The 15012-nt window shown below is 62.8% G+C and carries 13 protein-coding genes; 2 read left to right on the top strand and 11 right to left on the bottom strand.

What is annotated here, in order from left to right; all coding sequences use genetic code 11:
* Positions 1-34 precede the first annotated feature (34 nt).
* Positions 35-3100 carry an efflux RND transporter permease subunit gene (locus tag IWW33_RS16930; protein WP_174142365.1) on the bottom strand — a complete coding sequence of 1022 codons (3066 nt, stop codon included), beginning with the start codon at positions 3098-3100 and terminating at the stop codon, positions 35-37.
* A gap of 6 nt (positions 3101-3106) precedes the next feature.
* Positions 3107-4207 carry an efflux RND transporter periplasmic adaptor subunit gene (locus IWW33_RS16925; RefSeq protein ID WP_012315919.1) on the bottom strand — a complete coding sequence of 367 codons (1101 nt, stop codon included), beginning with the start codon at positions 4205-4207 and terminating at the stop codon, positions 3107-3109.
* Between the two features lie 181 nt (positions 4208-4388).
* On the opposite strand from IWW33_RS16925, the gene IWW33_RS16920 reads away from it, so the two are divergent.
* Positions 4389-5018 (top strand): TetR/AcrR family transcriptional regulator, encoded by a 630-nt coding sequence (locus IWW33_RS16920; RefSeq protein WP_174142364.1) that lies wholly within the window; start codon positions 4389-4391, stop codon positions 5016-5018.
* Positions 5019-5096: 78 nt separating this feature from the next.
* Here IWW33_RS16920 and IWW33_RS16915 read toward each other — a convergent pair whose 3' ends face one another.
* A complete protein-coding gene (locus IWW33_RS16915) occupies positions 5097-6059 on the bottom strand; it encodes an RHS repeat-associated core domain-containing protein (RefSeq protein ID WP_158621140.1) in 963 nt (320 codons plus the stop codon).
* A 274-nt stretch (positions 6060-6333) separates the two neighbouring features.
* Positions 6334-7110 carry a class I SAM-dependent methyltransferase gene (locus IWW33_RS16910; RefSeq protein WP_119687679.1) on the bottom strand — a complete coding sequence of 259 codons (777 nt, stop codon included), beginning with the start codon at positions 7108-7110 and terminating at the stop codon, positions 6334-6336.
* Positions 7111-7214: 104 nt separating this feature from the next.
* Between IWW33_RS16910 and IWW33_RS16905 the strand changes: the two genes are divergently transcribed.
* Positions 7215-7835 carry a hypothetical protein gene (locus IWW33_RS16905; protein WP_046784335.1) on the top strand — a complete coding sequence of 207 codons (621 nt, stop codon included), beginning with the start codon at positions 7215-7217 and terminating at the stop codon, positions 7833-7835.
* Positions 7836-7837: 2 nt separating this feature from the next.
* On the opposite strand, the gene IWW33_RS16900 is transcribed toward IWW33_RS16905, so the two are convergent.
* The 7 genes from IWW33_RS16900 to ppc form a co-directional block, all read right to left on the bottom strand.
* The gene (locus tag IWW33_RS16900; RefSeq protein ID WP_046784336.1) at positions 7838-8524 is read right to left on the bottom strand and encodes an extensin family protein; all 687 of its coding nucleotides are present in this window, start codon (positions 8522-8524) and stop codon (positions 7838-7840) included.
* A gap of 6 nt (positions 8525-8530) precedes the next feature.
* Complete coding sequence (locus IWW33_RS16895; RefSeq protein ID WP_174142363.1) at positions 8531-9361, bottom strand: isocitrate lyase/phosphoenolpyruvate mutase family protein; 831 nt, start codon at positions 9359-9361, stop codon at positions 8531-8533.
* A 29-nt stretch (positions 9362-9390) separates the two neighbouring features.
* Positions 9391-10260: a DUF72 domain-containing protein gene (locus IWW33_RS16890; protein WP_174142362.1), complete on the bottom strand. Its 870-nt coding sequence runs from the start codon at positions 10258-10260 to the stop codon at positions 9391-9393.
* Between the two features lie 3 nt (positions 10261-10263).
* Entirely contained in the window at positions 10264-10551 is a 288-nt protein-coding gene (locus IWW33_RS16885; RefSeq protein WP_115274020.1) for a hypothetical protein, read from the bottom strand.
* Between the two features lie 129 nt (positions 10552-10680).
* Positions 10681-11355: a tRNA (adenosine(37)-N6)-threonylcarbamoyltransferase complex dimerization subunit type 1 TsaB gene (tsaB, locus tag IWW33_RS16880; protein WP_046784340.1), complete on the bottom strand. Its 675-nt coding sequence runs from the start codon at positions 11353-11355 to the stop codon at positions 10681-10683.
* 87 nt (positions 11356-11442) lie between these two features.
* Positions 11443-12093, bottom strand: a complete 651-nt coding sequence (adk, locus tag IWW33_RS16875) for an adenylate kinase (RefSeq protein ID WP_012270800.1) — start codon at positions 12091-12093, stop codon at positions 11443-11445.
* A gap of 257 nt (positions 12094-12350) precedes the next feature.
* On the bottom strand, positions 12351-14978 hold the full coding sequence (gene ppc / locus IWW33_RS16870; protein WP_174142361.1) for a phosphoenolpyruvate carboxylase: 2628 nt from the start codon (positions 14976-14978) through the stop codon (positions 12351-12353).
* Positions 14979-15012 lie beyond the last annotated feature (34 nt).

Raw genomic sequence — 15012 nt, 5'->3', positions numbered from 1 at the left:
CGCGAAGGGAGGGCGACGCCCTCCCCCGCAGCCTTCAGCCCTTCTTCACCCTGAACCACGCCGCATACAATGCCGGCAGGAACAACAGGGTCAGCGCCGTGGCAACGATCAACCCGCCCATGATCGCCACCGCCATCGGCCCATAGAACACGCTTCTGGACAACGGAATCATCGCCAGCACCGCCGCCAGTGCGGTCAGCACGATCGGCCTGAAGCGTCGCACGGTAGCCTCGATGATCGCCTGCCAACGGTCCAGCCCCGAGGCGATATCCTGCTCGATCTGGTCCACCAGGATCACCGAGTTGCGCATGATCATCCCCGCCAGGGCAATGGTGCCAAGCATGGCGACGAAGCCGAACGGCTGGCGGAACACCAACAGGAACAAGGTCACGCCGATCAGCCCCAGTGGTGCCGTGAGGAACACCATTACCGTGCGCGAGAAGCTGCGCAGCTGGATCATCAGCAAGCTGAGCACCACTACGATGAACAACGGCATACCGGCGTTCACCGACTTCTGCCCACGCTCGGAGTCCTCGACTGTGCCGCCCACTTCCAGCAGGTAGCCATCAGGCAGCTTGTCCTTGACCTCCTGCAAGGTCGGGGCAATCTGCCTGACCAGGGTCGCCGGCTGCTGCTTGTCATAGATATCGGCGCGTACGGTCACCGTCGGCAAGCGGTTACGGTGCCAGATGATGCCTTCCTCGAAGCCATAGTCCAGGGTCGCTACCTGCGATAGCGCAACGCTCTGGCCGTTGTCGGTGGGCAACGCCAGGCTGCCAAGGTTGCCCAGCTCGCCACGTTCTTTCTGCGTGCCGCGCAAAAGAATCTCGATCAGCTCGTTGTCCTCCCGGTACTGGCTCACCGTGGTGCCGGTGAGCGAGCTTCGCAGGAAGCTCGACAGGTGCGCGGTGCTTACGCCAAGTGCGCGCGCACGGTCCTGGTCGATCGCCAGGAACACCGCCTTGCTCGGCTCTTCCCAGTCAAGGTGCACGTTCACCACATGCGGGTTCTCGCGCACCTTGTCCGCGACTTCGCGGGCCAGGGCGCGCACCTTCTCGATATGCTCGCCCGTGACCCGGAACTGCACCGGGTAGCCCACGGGCGGGCCGTTTTCCAGGCGGGTGACGCGGGCACGCAGGTCGGGGAATTGCTGGTCCACAGTGTTGATCAGCCAACTGCGCAAGCGCTCGCGCTCCTCCATGGACGTGGCCAGCACGACGAACTGGGCAAAACTGGCGGCGGGCAGTTGCTGGTCCAATGGCAGATAGAAACGCGGCGACCCCGTGCCCACGTAGGCCACATAGTTGTCGATGCCATCCTGCTGCTTGAGCAGGGCCTCCAGTTGCTTGACCCGTTCGGTGGTGTTGCCCAGCGACGCGCCCTCGGCCAGTTTCAGGTCGACCATCAGCTCTGGGCGGCCAGACGCCGGGAAGAACTGCTGCGGCACGAAGCGGAACAACGCAATGCTGCCGACAAAAGCTGCGATGGTCAGCAGGATGACCGTCTTGCGCCGCCGCACGCACCACTCCACCACACGTCGCACACGCTGGTAGAACGGTGTGGCATAGGGGTCTGGCGCATGCCCACTACCGTCATGACGGGCGGCATGCAGCTTGGCCAGGTCCGGCAGCAACCGTTCACCCAGGTAAGGTACGAACACCACGGCCACCACCCATGAGGTGATCAGCGCGATGGTCACCACCTGGAAGATCGAGCGGGTGTACTCACCCGTACTCGACGCTGCCGTGGCAATCGGCAGGAAGCCGGCAGCGGTAATCAGCGTACCGGTCAGCATCGGGAAGGCCGTACTGGTCCAGGCGTAACTGGCAGCCTTGAACCGATCGAAGCCCTGCTCCATCTTGATCGCCATCATTTCCACGGCAATGATCGCGTCGTCCACCAGCAGGCCCAAGGCCAATACCAGCGCGCCCAGCGAGATCTTGTGCAGGCCGATGCCGAAATAGTGCATGGCGGCAAAGGTCATCGCCAGTACCAGGGGTATCGCCAGGGCCACCACCAAACCGGTACGCAGGCCAAGTGAGAAGAAGCTCACCAACAGCACGATGACCAGCGCCTCGACCAGCACCTGGACGAACTCACCCACGCCCGCCTTGACCGCCGCCGGCTGGTCGGAGACTTTGCGCAGCTGCATGCCGGCCGGCAGGTTGCGCGCCAAGCGTTCGAACTCACCTTCCAGTGCCTTGCCCAGTACCAGGATGTCGCCGCCATCTTTCATCGACACGGCCAGGCCGATCGCGTCTTCGCCCATGAAGCGCATGCGCGGCGCAGGCGGGTCGTTGAAGCCACGGTACACCTCGGCGACATCGCCGATACGGAAGGTACGGTCCCCTACCCGAATGGGAAACTGACGAATCTGCTCGACACTGTCGAACTGCCCGCTGACGCGCAGTTGCAAGCGCTCGCTGGGGGTTTCGAAAAAGCCGGCGGTACTCACCGCGTTCTGCTCCCGCAGCGCTTGCTGCACGGCCTCCAGCGGCACGCCCAGGGTGGCCAGCTTGAGGTTGGACAGCTCGATCCAGATTTTTTCGTCCTGCAGGCCGATCAGTTCGACCTTGCCCACGTCCTTGACCCGTTGCAGCTGGATCTGGATGCGGTCGGCGTAGTCCTTCAGTACCGCATAGTCGAAGCCGGTGCCGGTGAGCGCATAAATGTTGCCGAAGGTGGTGCCGAACTCATCATTGAAGAACGGCCCCTGGATTTCCGGGGGCAGGGTGTGGCGGATATCCGCGACCTTCTTGCGGATCTGGTACCACAGCTCGGGGATGTCCTTGGAATGCAGCGAATCCCGGGCCATGAAGGTCACCTGCGATTCGCCGGGGCGCGAGAACGAGACGATCTTTTCGTACTCGCCGGTTTCCATCAGCTTCTTCTCGATGCGCTCGGTGACCTGGCGCGACACTTCCTCGGCCGTGGCCCCCGGCCACAGGGTACGGATGACCATGGCCTTGAAGGTAAAGGGTGGATCCTCGCTCTGCCCCAGCTTGGTGTAGGACATGGCGCCAATGGCAGCCAGCAGGATCATCAGGAACAGTACGATCTGGCGATTGCGCAGCGCCCAGGCGGAAAGGTTGAAACCCATCGGGACTTACTCCTTGGCCGTCAGGTTCACCACACGGTTGGTACGGTCCACCGGCCGCACCTCCTGCCCTTCGCGCAGCACGTGGCCGCCGGCGGCAACCACCCAGTCGCCAGGGTTCAGGCCCTCAAGTACGGGGACAGTGTCACTGCCATAAGGCCCCAGGCGCACGGCAGCACGCTCCAGTCGACGGTCCTGGTTGACTCGCCAGACGTACGCCTGGCCGTTTTCAGCGGTAATCGCCGAGAGAGGTACAGCCAGCGGGATCAGCCCGTCATGGGCGATGAATACCCGAGCGCTCTGCCCAAGATCGGCGGGCACCTTGGCCGAGTTGAACGCGATACGTGCGGCGAAGGTACGGGAACGGGGGTCGGCTGCGGGCGACAACTCACGGATCCGGCCCTGGAAGCGCTCATTGCGCCGCGACCACAGCTCGACACTGACCTGCTGGCCAACGGCGAAGCGGGCGAACTGCTGCTCCGGCAGGCCGATGACGACTTCGCGTTCACCGTCGGCCGCCAGCGTGAACACCGTCTGCCCGGCAGCCACCACCTGGCCGACCTCGACCTGACGCTTGGCGATCACGCCGGCCTGGGGCGCACGCAACACGGCGTAACCGGCCTGGTTGCCAGCCACGTCGAACTCGGCTTTGGCCTGCTTGAGGCGCGCGAGCCCGGCCCGGTAGAGATTTTCGGCATTGTCGTACAGAGAGTGGCTGACCATCTGCCGATCCAGCAGCTTGCGGTAGCGGTCACGCTCGGCGCGCACCAGCGCCAGGTTGGCCTCGGCGGCCGCCAATTGGGCGCGGTTGGCCTCGAGTTGCAGGCGCACGTCCTGGGGGTCGAGCTCTGCCAGTGGCTGATCGGCCTGGACCCGCTGCCCCTCCTCGACCAGGCGTTTGCTGACCTTGCCAGCGATGCGGAACGCCAGCTCCGGCTCGAAACGCGCTCGCACCTCGCCAGGGTAGCTGTCGGCTGAGGCTTGGGCCGGTTGCGGCTGGACCACCAGCGCCGGGCGCGGAGCAGTGGGCGGGGCGGCTTCCTGCCCGCAGGCCGCCAGCAACAAGGCGGCAGCGGCAGGCAGAGCGAGGCACAAGGCATGACGCAACATGATGAATCCTTTCGCGACGAGCGCATCGAATATTTATACTGTCGAGTATATTAAATCAGGGAACCGAAGCCGGGAAGCCAGCGTCGGAAAGAAAATCAACGTTAACGATGGGCCATTCCCTGAAGCCGGAAGGCAACCGAGCCGGTAAGATGGGGGCCCCTTCAACCAGACACGGATTCCAATGCCCAACGACGCACCCATCGGCCCAGGTCGCCCCAAGGACCTGGCCAAGCGCGAGGCGATCCTCCAAGCGGCCAAGACGCTGTTCCTCAGCCTCGGCTATGCCAACACCAGCATGGATGCGGTCGCTGCGGCGGCAGGTGTTTCAAAACTCACGGTCTATAGCCACTTCAACGATAAACAGACGCTGTTTGGCTCTGCGGTCATGGCTACCTGCCAGAATCAGCTACCCGACCTGATGTTCGAGTACCCCGAGGGCGCGCCCGTCGAACAGGTGTTGCTGAACATTGCCCGGGGCTTCCAGGCGTTGATCAGCAGTGATGAGGCGGTCAAGTTGAGCCGCCTGATCATGGCCCAGGGCAGTCAGGACCCAAGCTTTGGCGAGTTCTTTTACGAAGCCGGGCCGAAACGGGTGCTGGCGGGCATGGAAGGGCTGTTGCGCGGAGTCGCCGAGCGCGGCCTGTTGCGCATCGACAACCCGTTGCACGCGGCCGAGCACTTCTTCTGCCTGGTCAAAGGAGCGCCCGATTACCGGTTGCTGCTGGGGTGTGCAGGGCCATTGGAGGGAGATGAGGCCGAGGCGCATGTGCGCGAGGTGGTGGGGGTGTTCTTGCGGGCGTTTCGGCGCTGAGCCAATGTCGATAGCTGGCCGATTTCTGCCTTCTGCGGAGGCTCGCAAAAGGCAGTCAGAACTCGGTTCAATTACATATCAAGAAACACGCCTCCTGATTTCTTTCTGCAAAACGGACTGAACCATGATGTCTCGTGATGGGCCCGCGCGCTCCATACGACTGTTAACCTGATCCAATTCATTGGCAAGTGCGTCTAGTTCAAGAGTTCTGGCATAGTTATTCACCTCACCTCTCTGCACGCCCATATACCTTTCATACCGTTCTCCAGCGGCATTATCGGGAGTAGAGCCAAGCGACTGCACACGGCTGTTACCTTTTTTTACAACCGAGCGCTCTGGCAAATTTAAATTTTCAAATAACTGAAACTGCTCAGCAATTTCGCGATCATTAAATAGCTTCTCAAATGGAATAGTATCGCCACCGGTGGGTGCAGCTTTAGGCATGGCGCCAACAGCCCTGTTACCTTGAGTGGGGTTTGTTTTCGTTACCGGCAAGCTGGTGCTCTTTTTTTTTTGCGCTTTGGGTTTCATGCCAAACAATCTTCTGAAAAAGGTCCCGATACCCCAGAAGTGACCAGTCGGGTCACTACGGTTAGTGGGATCTCCTGCGCAATATACATAGGCATTGAACCCGCCCGCCCCAAATGGGCTCCAACTGTCCGGGCTACTGAACCGCATCATGACCGGGCTGAACTGCCTATAGCCTCTCCCCAGATGATAATGTCCCGTGGCTGGGTCTGGCCGCTCGCCATTGAAGGCAAGCAACGACAGCAAACCGCTGCCCTGAGAGTGATGACCGTAGGGAGAGTAAATCTGTGACTCGTGCCGTTCCCCGTTATGCATCGATAACACAGAGCGCTGCGGGTCGCAGGCCGCTAACGCGGTGGGCAAGTGCACGGCACTGTGATTTTTCTGCGCCAGAACTTGTCCATCAGACTGAAGGATACGCCAGCGTCCGTTGCCACTTAACTCAATGGAGATCGTCTCTTTGCAATAAAAAACTTGCCGGGTATTTTGTTTGGCGTTGGGAATGGTCGGCATGAACATTAACCTCAGTGGCTTCAGATGTTCGAAAGACTGGCGCCATAGCAAAGAAAAAACCACTAGCAGAAATGCCAGGTCAATCCAGACCCACTCAATCTTTTCAGATCATACACACAGTCATTGTGGACGGTGGGTATGTGGGAAGTGTATGCGGAGGGCTTTTTCAGCCCCCACTTGAAATCAGGGCGGCGCATGATCTCAAAGGCCACAGCAATCCAGGCATGCGCCCGCACGCATGGTCAAAGGTCTGTGAACAACCGCACGAGAAAGATCAGGCCTTCAACGCTTTCTTTGGATAAATATCATACCGGCTCGACTTGCCCTCCAGGCTATGGCTCGGCTTTGGTCCATCAATGATCGGTGCCTTGCGCGGCCGCTTCACCACCACCCGGTGGCTGGCCAGCGCCAGCGCGGCTTCGAGCAAAGCCGGGGCATCCACGTCATCGCCGACCAATGGCCGGAATACGCGCATTTCCTTTTTCACCAGGGCGCTCTTGTCCCGGTGCGGGAACATGGGGTCAAGGTAGATCACCTGCGGTGCCTCCCCCTCCCAGTTGCGCATACGCTCGATGGCGTTGCCTGTCAGCAGCCGCATGCGGCCGACGATAGGCCCTACCTCGTCATCCGACCGGGCTCGCGTCAGGCCGTCTTCCAGCAAGGCGGCTATCAGCGGCTGGCGCTCGATCAGGGTCATCTGGCAACCCAGGCTGGCCAGCACGAACGCGTCCTTGCCCAAACCCGCCGTGGCATCTAGCACTTGTGGCCGCACGCCTTGGGCGATGCCCACGGCCTTGGCGATCATCTGCCCGTTGCCACCGCCAAACTGGCGCCGATGCGCTGCCTGGCCTTCGACGAAGTCTACCCGCACTGGCCCGGGTGCCTGCGGGCCCAACTGCTGGATCTGCAAGCCATCGGCGCCCACCTGCACAGCGAAACCGGCGGCATCGTCCTGCAGCGGCAGGCCCAGGCGCTCGGCCCATGCCGTAGCCTGTTGCGCATATTCAGCCGACATCGCTTCGACTCTGATACCCGTGCCTTGCTCTTCCATCATCCACACCTGAAAATTCGAACCAAGCCCTTAATGAATCGGCACCATCGGCCGATACAGGCAATATCCCGCTATTCTGCCAGAGCACAACGCGCACGACTGCCATGACAGATACTCTTCCCATCGGCTTGACCTACCTGTCGCCCGTCGGCAACTACGGTCGGCAGAATACCCAGGCACTGGGGGGCGTCAGCCACCTGTGGCAGGATTTCTTTGCCCGCGCCATGGCCGAGCAGCAAGGGGATGAGGCAGACAGCACCCATCAGGCGCTGGCGCAGTACGACAAAATCAGCGGCGAGCCGATTGGCGGGGCCAGGGCCTTGGCCCTGATCGATGCCCAACGCGCCTGCCCCGTGCACGACACCATCGTTGCACCACCCGAGCCTCTGTTCCTGCCCAAGGCTGAACTGGAAGCCAACCTGCTGGAGCCAGCGCCGGAGCCATTCAGCGCCGCCGAGATGATTCAGCAGCAGCGCCAACTGGACATCAGCAACAGTTGGCTACGCCCAGTGGTCATGAGCCAGGGTCAGCCGCTTGCCGAGCCAGGCCCTGCGCCCTCCCCGCGCCCGTTGCACCTGCCTATCGCCGAGTTTGAGACGGGCCTGCTCGACCCCGCGCCGGAGCCATTCGACGCAGCGACCATGGCCAAGCAGCAGAACGATCTGGAATTCGACATCCACTGGGCGCGCCCGGTAGTGCTGAACAACGTTCGCATCCACGCCTGAGCTTAACGGCAGATCTGCCACAGCCCCATGTCCAGGTGAAAGTGATTGCGGTGGGCGGCATTGTATTCCGGCCCCAGCACCGTACTGAAGCTCTTACAGGCCGCTTGCTGCACTTGCCGCAGGAATGCCGCCTTTTGCCCGCCTGCCTGCCAGTCCCGCGCCAGCACGATCCGCTGCCCGTCCTGCAGGCGAAAGCCGCTGATATCCAGCGCATTGGCGGTGGCATGCTGACTGAGCCGGCCCTGCTTGCGGTTATAGACGTTGCGGCAGGCGAAGCTGCCCAGATGATCGACCTGCGCCACCGGCTGGCCAAACACCTGCTGCGCTGCAGGTTGCAAGCCATGCTTTTCGAACAGCGCATAGGCCACCGCCAACGGGCAACTGGCCAGGAAGCTGCTACTCAACCGCGCCTGGCCTTGTTCTATACGCCAGACGTTTTGCAACGGGCAATTGGCCGATGCCGGGCTATCGGCCTGCGCCCGATAGCGCAGGCTGGTGGTCGCCAACGCTTGGCGGCACAACTGCGGATCATCACGCAGACGCGAAAGCTTATAGGGCGTCAGCAGGTTCGGCGGCTGACGAACGTCCAGTGCTGCCCACGGATCCCAGGCCTGCGGCAGGCGCCAACCCCACTGCCATAAAAGGCCTGCTACCAGCAGCAGCCCGCACAGCAGCACCAATGCGCGCACCGCGCTTCAGCGCCGGAACAGGTCGTTGAGCTGGGCGAACGGCAACGCCTGCTCACCATAGCTGAACGTACCCTGGTCACGAACTTCCAATGCCGCGCGCTGAAACGCACCGAGCGCCGCACGGGCCAGTGAAGAGCCCACGCTGATGCGGCGTACGCCCAAGTCCTGCAACTGATTGACGCTCAATGGCACACCCGCCAGCCCCATCAGCACATTGACAGGTTTAGGCGCTACCGCCTGTACCACCGCGCGGATCTCTTCGACTGTGCGCAAACCCGGCGCATAGAGCACGTCGGCGCCCGCTTCGGCATAAGCCTGCAAACGCAGGATGGTGTCATCCAGGTCCATTCGCCCGTGCAGCAGGTTTTCCGCCCGGGCGCAGAGCATGAAAGGAAATGGCAGGCTGCGCGCCGCCTGCACTGCAGCCCTCACCCGCTCTACGGCCAGGCCCAGGTCATAGATCGGCGCGTCGCTGCGCCCACTGGCATCTTCGATCGAGCCGCCGACCAACCCTGCTTCAGCGGCACGCAGGATGGCGTGGGCACAGTCTTCAGGCAGGTCACCAAAACCATTTTCCAGGTCGGCGGCAACGGGCAAGGCAGTGGCATCGACGATCATCCCGGCGTTGTCGAGTGTCTCGTCCAGGCTCAGCGCCGCTTCGGCATCCGCTCGCCCAAGGCTGAAGGCAAGGCCCGCACTGGTGGTAGCCAGCGCCTCGAAGCCGAGGCTTGCCAGGAGCTTGGCGGAACCGGCATCCCACGGGTTGGGGATGACGAACGCGCCTTCGCGCTCGTGCAGGGCTTTGAAGGCTTCGGCACGCAGGGTTTGTACATCCATGATCACAACCTCCGGCTGGTCGGTAAGGGTCAAAGTAGCCCCAGTTGTTCGACCTCAGGGGCGCGTGGCAATTCCGGCAAAGCTGCCAACCCCGGCAGGCGCGCCATCAGCCGCTGATGAAAACGCTGAGCCAACGCGGCGGCCAGGCGGTTGTCCGAGGTGTGCAGGAAGATGTACGGGCTACGGCCTTCCTCGATCCAGCTGGCGACCTTTTCAACCCACTGCGAAAGGAACGCTTCATTGGCGTCGAGCTCGGGATGGCCGATAAAACGGACCTGGGGGTGCTGGCTGAAAGCTGCGGGGCGCGGCGCAACCCTGGGCTTCTTGGCTTGCGCGTCGAGCACGGCGGCCTCACGCGAGGTACAGCTGAACAATGCACGCGAGTCCAGGCAGATACGTTCAACACCGCGCTCGTGCAGCAAACGGTTGAGCAGGCGCTCCTCCTCACCCTTGGTGAAAAAAGTCTGGTTACGCACTTCCACCGCCACAGGCACACCGATTTCATCGAGAAAATGCCCCAGCTCAGCCAGGCGAGCCGGGCCGAACTGAGCCGGCAATTGCAACCAGTACGGTGACACCCGCTGGCCAAGGGGCGCCATCAGCCGGGTGAAGTCCAGCGCGGCTTCCAGCCGCTCGCGCAGGTCGCCTTCATGGCTGACATCACGGGGGAACTTGGCAGTAAAACGAAAGTGCGCAGGCATGACCTGCGCCCACCGCTCGACAGTGCTCGGCGCCGGGCGGGCATAGAAGGTGGTGTTGCCCTCGACGGCATTCAGCACCTGGCTGTAAAGGCCAAGAAATTCGCCGGTGCGGGCGTCAGCGGGATACAGGTAGTCGCGCCAGGCGCTTTCGCTCCATGACGGGCAACCCAGGAAATAAGGCAGGTGGGATGAACTCATCCCTCAAATGTACAGGTCCAGCCCCAGCACTTCCATGTCCCAATCGGTAAAACCGGCAGTACTGAGGTAGCTGGCCAGCGCAGTGGCCGTGCGGCGGTCACGGGCACGTGGGAAAACCATGTCTTGCTGGCGGGCCGGCAAGCCACCGGGACGGCGGCGCGGCGCCGCTTCCGGAGCAGCCTCGCCCTCTTCGACGAGCTCGGCATCGTCGATGCTCTCATCGCGCACCGCCGCTTTGCGCGGCGCGCGCTTTACCGGATAGGACTGCGGTGAGAAACCGTCGATACGCATGATGAGCACTCAGGACCAATGATGGCAATTTAGCAGCATCAGGGTTCCATCGCTAATGCTCTAGTGATAACTGGACCACAGTTTGCGACAAAGGTTTTATCGACAGCCGCGATAACCGACGAACAGCCGTCAGCGGGCTTTGGGCGTAGCTACGTTATCGCGCAGGTAAACCGGTTGCGCCTGATCGGCAACGATTGCCTCGCCGCGTGCCCAGGCGAAGCTGGCCAAGCTGAGGATGTCCAGCGCATTGGGCAGCGCCGCAGGGTTGCTGGCACTGGCCTGCACGGCCAGACGCTCGGCGTAGCCCCAGCCGGTGCCGGCCCCGTACCAATCGCCGCTGCTGCCATCAGGCAACGCCACGCGCTCCGGTGGCAGCACCGCTTCCAGGCCTTGCAGGCGCATTTCGCCCTCCACCGCCTTGTAGCAACCCCAGTACACCTCGTCCATGCGTGCATCGATGGCAGCCGCTACCTGCTGCGCGCCATGCTCGCGCAACGCACCCTGGGCCAGCGCGGCCAGGTTGGACACTGGCAGTACCGGGCGCTCCAGGGCGAAAGCCAGGCCTTGCACCACGCCGATGGCGATGCGCACGCCGGTGAAGGCGCCGGGGCCACGGCCGAAGGCAATGGCATCGAGGGCATTGAGCGCCACGCCGGAGTCGCCCAGCAGCTGCTTGATCATCGGCAGCAGCTTCTGCGCATGCATGCGCGGGATCACCTCGTAATGGCTGGTTACCTTGCCATCATGCAGCAGCGCGACGGAACAGGCTTCGGTGGCGGTATCCAGGGCCAGCAGGGTGGTCATCGAACGGGTATCCAGGAGCAAGTGAAAAGAGCGGCAGTATAAACGACAACGGCCCGCAAGCGGGCCGTCGTGACACACGGTGATGGATCAGCTCAGGGCTGCCAGCACTTTGGCGGTGATTGCATCTACCGAACCCACGCCTTCGATGTGGCTGTACTTCGGCTTGCCAGCGTTGGCGGCCGACAGCTTCTGGTAGAAGTCCACCAGCGGCTTGGTCTGGGTGTGGTAGACCGACAGGCGATGACGCACGGTTTCTTCCTTGTCGTCGTCGCGCTGAATCAGGTCTTCGCCAGTAACGTCGTCCTTGCCTTCCACTTTCGGCGGGTTGTACTGAATGTGGTAGGTACGGCCCGAGGCCAGGTGCACGCGGCGGCCCGCCATGCGGCCGACGATCTCTTCGTCGTCGACGGCGATCTCGACCACTGCATCGATGTCGACACCGGCAGCGACCATGGCTTCAGCCTGCGGAATGGTGCGTGGGAAACCGTCGAACAGGCAGCCGTTGGCGCAGTCTGGCTGGGCGATGCGCTCCTTGACCAGGCTGATGATCAGCTCGTCGGAGACCAGCTGGCCGGCATCCATGACTTTCTTGAGCTCCAGGCCCAGCGGGGTACCGGCCTTGACGGCAGCACGCAGCATGTCACCGGTGGAGATCTGTGGGATACCGAACTTCTCGGTGATGAATTTTGCCTGAGTACCTTTACCGGCCCCGGGAGCTCCCAGCAGAATTACGCGCATCTCGTGCTCCTCAAATTTTTTTATGAAATTCAATGGATTCGGCAACCAGGGCCAAGTCCGGAAAATCGGGTATGACCATAAATCGGTCAGAAGGCTGCTCAAGATACACAGCGCCCGTCAGCCAGACAAGCTTCCCAAAGTTGCAGGAATGGGCCATCTGTAGCCAAGGCTGCAGGCGGTTGCGCCCAGCGCAACCACCTTCCCTGCCCTGGTTTGGCCCGCAGGGCGGCCCTGCGCGCGGGCAGCCAGCCGTGGCCTCAGCCTGTGTTGCGCAGGCCTGCGGCAATCCCTGCCACTGTCACCAGCAGGGCCTGCTCCAGCGGGCTGTCCAGAGCGGCTTCACGGCTGCGGGAGCGCGCCAGCAGCTCGGCCTGAAGCTGATGCAGCGGGTCCAGGTAGGTGTTGCGCAGGCTGATGAATTCCAGCGTTTCCGGGCTGTGCGCCAGTAGCACCTGCTGCCCGGTCAGGCCCAATATCACCTGACAGGACTGCGACAATAGGTCGCGCAGATGTGCACCTAAAGGAAGCAACTGCGGTTGCACCAGACGTTCGTCGTAGGCCTCGGCAATCTGCGCATCAGCTTTGGCCAGGACCATCTCCAGCATGTCGATGCGGGTACGGAAGAACGGCCACTGCTCACGCATCTGCGCCAGCAACTCACCCTGCCCCCGTGCCAGTGCATTGCTCAGCGCGGTCTCCCACCCCAACCAGGCCGGCAGCATCAGGCGCGTCTGGGTCCAGCCGAAGATCCATGGAATGGCACGCAGGCTTTCGATGCCACCGGCACGACGCTTGGCCGGGCGGCTGCCCAGCGGCAGGCGCCCCAGCTCCTGCTCGGGTGTGGACTGGCGGAAATACTCGACGAAATCCGGGTTCTCCCGCACCACGCCGCGGTAAGCCTTGACGCCATCGGCGGCCAGTTGGTCCATCAAGGCGCGCCAGGCCGGCTCAGGGGGTGGCGGCGGCAGCAAGGTGGCTTCCAGCACCGCCGCCAGGTACAGGTTGAGGTTCTGCTCGGCGATACCTGGCAAACCAAACTTGAAGCGGATCATCTCGCCTTGCTCGGTGGTGCGAAACCGCCCTGCCACTGACCCCGGTGGTTGCGAGAGGATCGCCGCGTGGGCCGGGCCACCGCCGCGGCCGACAGTGCCGCCACGGCCATGGAACAGCAGCAGTTCGACCTGATGCTCACGGCAGATGCGTACCAGATTTTCCTGCGCCCGATATTGGGCCCAGGCCGCGGCGGTGGTCCCGGCATCCTTGGCCGAATCGGAGTAGCCGATCATCACTTCCTGCGGCCCACGCAAGCCCGCACGATAGCCCGGCAGGCCGAGCAGCCGCTCCATCACAGGGCCCGCGTTGTCCAGATCGGCCAGGGTTTCGAACAGCGGCACCACGCGCATCGGCCTGGTCAGGCCGGCTTCCTTGAGCAGCAACTGCACAGCCAGTACATCCGATGCAGCGCCCGCCATGGAGATGACATACGAACCGAGCGATGCGCCCGGCGCCGCAGCGATCTCGCGACAGGTGGCAAGCACTTCGGCAGTGTCCGCCTGGGGCATGAAGTGGGCCGGCAGCAATGGCCGGCGGTTTTTCAATTCGGCCTGCAGGAACGCGATACGCTTGTCTTCATCCCAGTGCGCATAGCTGCCCATGCCCAGATAATCGGTGATCTCCGACAGCGCGTCACGGTGTCGGGCGGCATCCTGGCGCACGTCCAGGCGCCCCAGAAACAGGCCAAAAGTCACCGCACGGCGCAGACTGTCGAGCAATGGCCCATCGGCAATCACGCCCATGCCACATTCGTGCAAGGACTGGTAGCACAGCTCCAGCGGCGCGATCAGGTCACGGTTGTCCACCAGCACATCGGCACTGGCCGGCTGGGTAGCGGTGAGCGACGCATGGGCCCAGGCGCGCGTCGCCCGCAAGCGGTCACGCAATTGCTTGAGCACGGCGCGGTAGGGCTCTGGGGTGTCCCCCACCCGCTCGCGCACAGCGCTGTTGGCCTGCTGCATCGACAACTCTGCCGCCAGCGCGTCGACATCGCGCAAAAACAGGTCGGCCGCCATCCAGCGTGCCAGCAGCAACACTTCGCGTGTCACCGCGGCGGTCACGTTGGGGTTGCCATCACGATCGCCGCCCATCCACGAGGCAAAGCGCACAGGTGCCGCTTCCAGCGGCAGGCGCAGGCCAGTGGCGTCGAACAGCGCCTTGTCCACCTTGCGCAGGTGGCTGGGGATGGCATGCCACAGGGAATGCTCGATCACCGCGAAGCCCCATTTGGCTTCGTCTACAGGCGTTGGCCGGGTGCGCCGGATTTCTTCTGTGTGCCAGGCCTCAGCGATCAACCGGCGCAGGCGCTCGCGCACTTGCTGGCGCTCGACCGGGGTCAAATCACGATGGTCTTGCACGGCCAACTGGCCGGCAATGGCATCGTACTTCTGGATCAATGTGCGGCGTGCCACTTCGGTGGGATGCGCGGTGAGCACCAGCTGGATATCGAGCTTGGCCAATTGCCTGGCCAAGGCATCGTCCTTGTGCCCGGCCTGCTTCAGACGCGCCAGCAGCTCAGGCAGCACCCGCGCCTCGAAAGGCTCAGGCTGCTCGGCATCACGGCGCCGGATCAACTGGTACTGCTCGGCCATGTTGGCCAGGTTGAGGAACTGGTTGAAGGCACGTGCCACCGGCAACAAGTCTTCTTCAGCCAGGTTCGCCAAGGTAGAACTCAGCTGTTCGCCAGCGCTGCGCCGGTCCGCCTTGGCGCTATGGCGAATGTCCTCGATTTTCTGCAGAAACGCGTCACCGTGCTGCTGGCGAATGGTTTCGCCAAGCAACTCCCCCAACACATGGACATCTTCACGCAAGCGCACATCGATATCAGTCATTGGCCCTCTCTTCGGCGCGGCTCGCCCGCGCTCT

This window comes from Pseudomonas sp. M2, assembly GCF_015751845.1.
GTDB lineage: Bacteria > Pseudomonadota > Gammaproteobacteria > Pseudomonadales > Pseudomonadaceae > Aquipseudomonas > Aquipseudomonas putida_E.
Note: the sequence above shows the minus strand (reverse complement) of the source record. Positions and strands in the feature narration are given on the sequence as shown.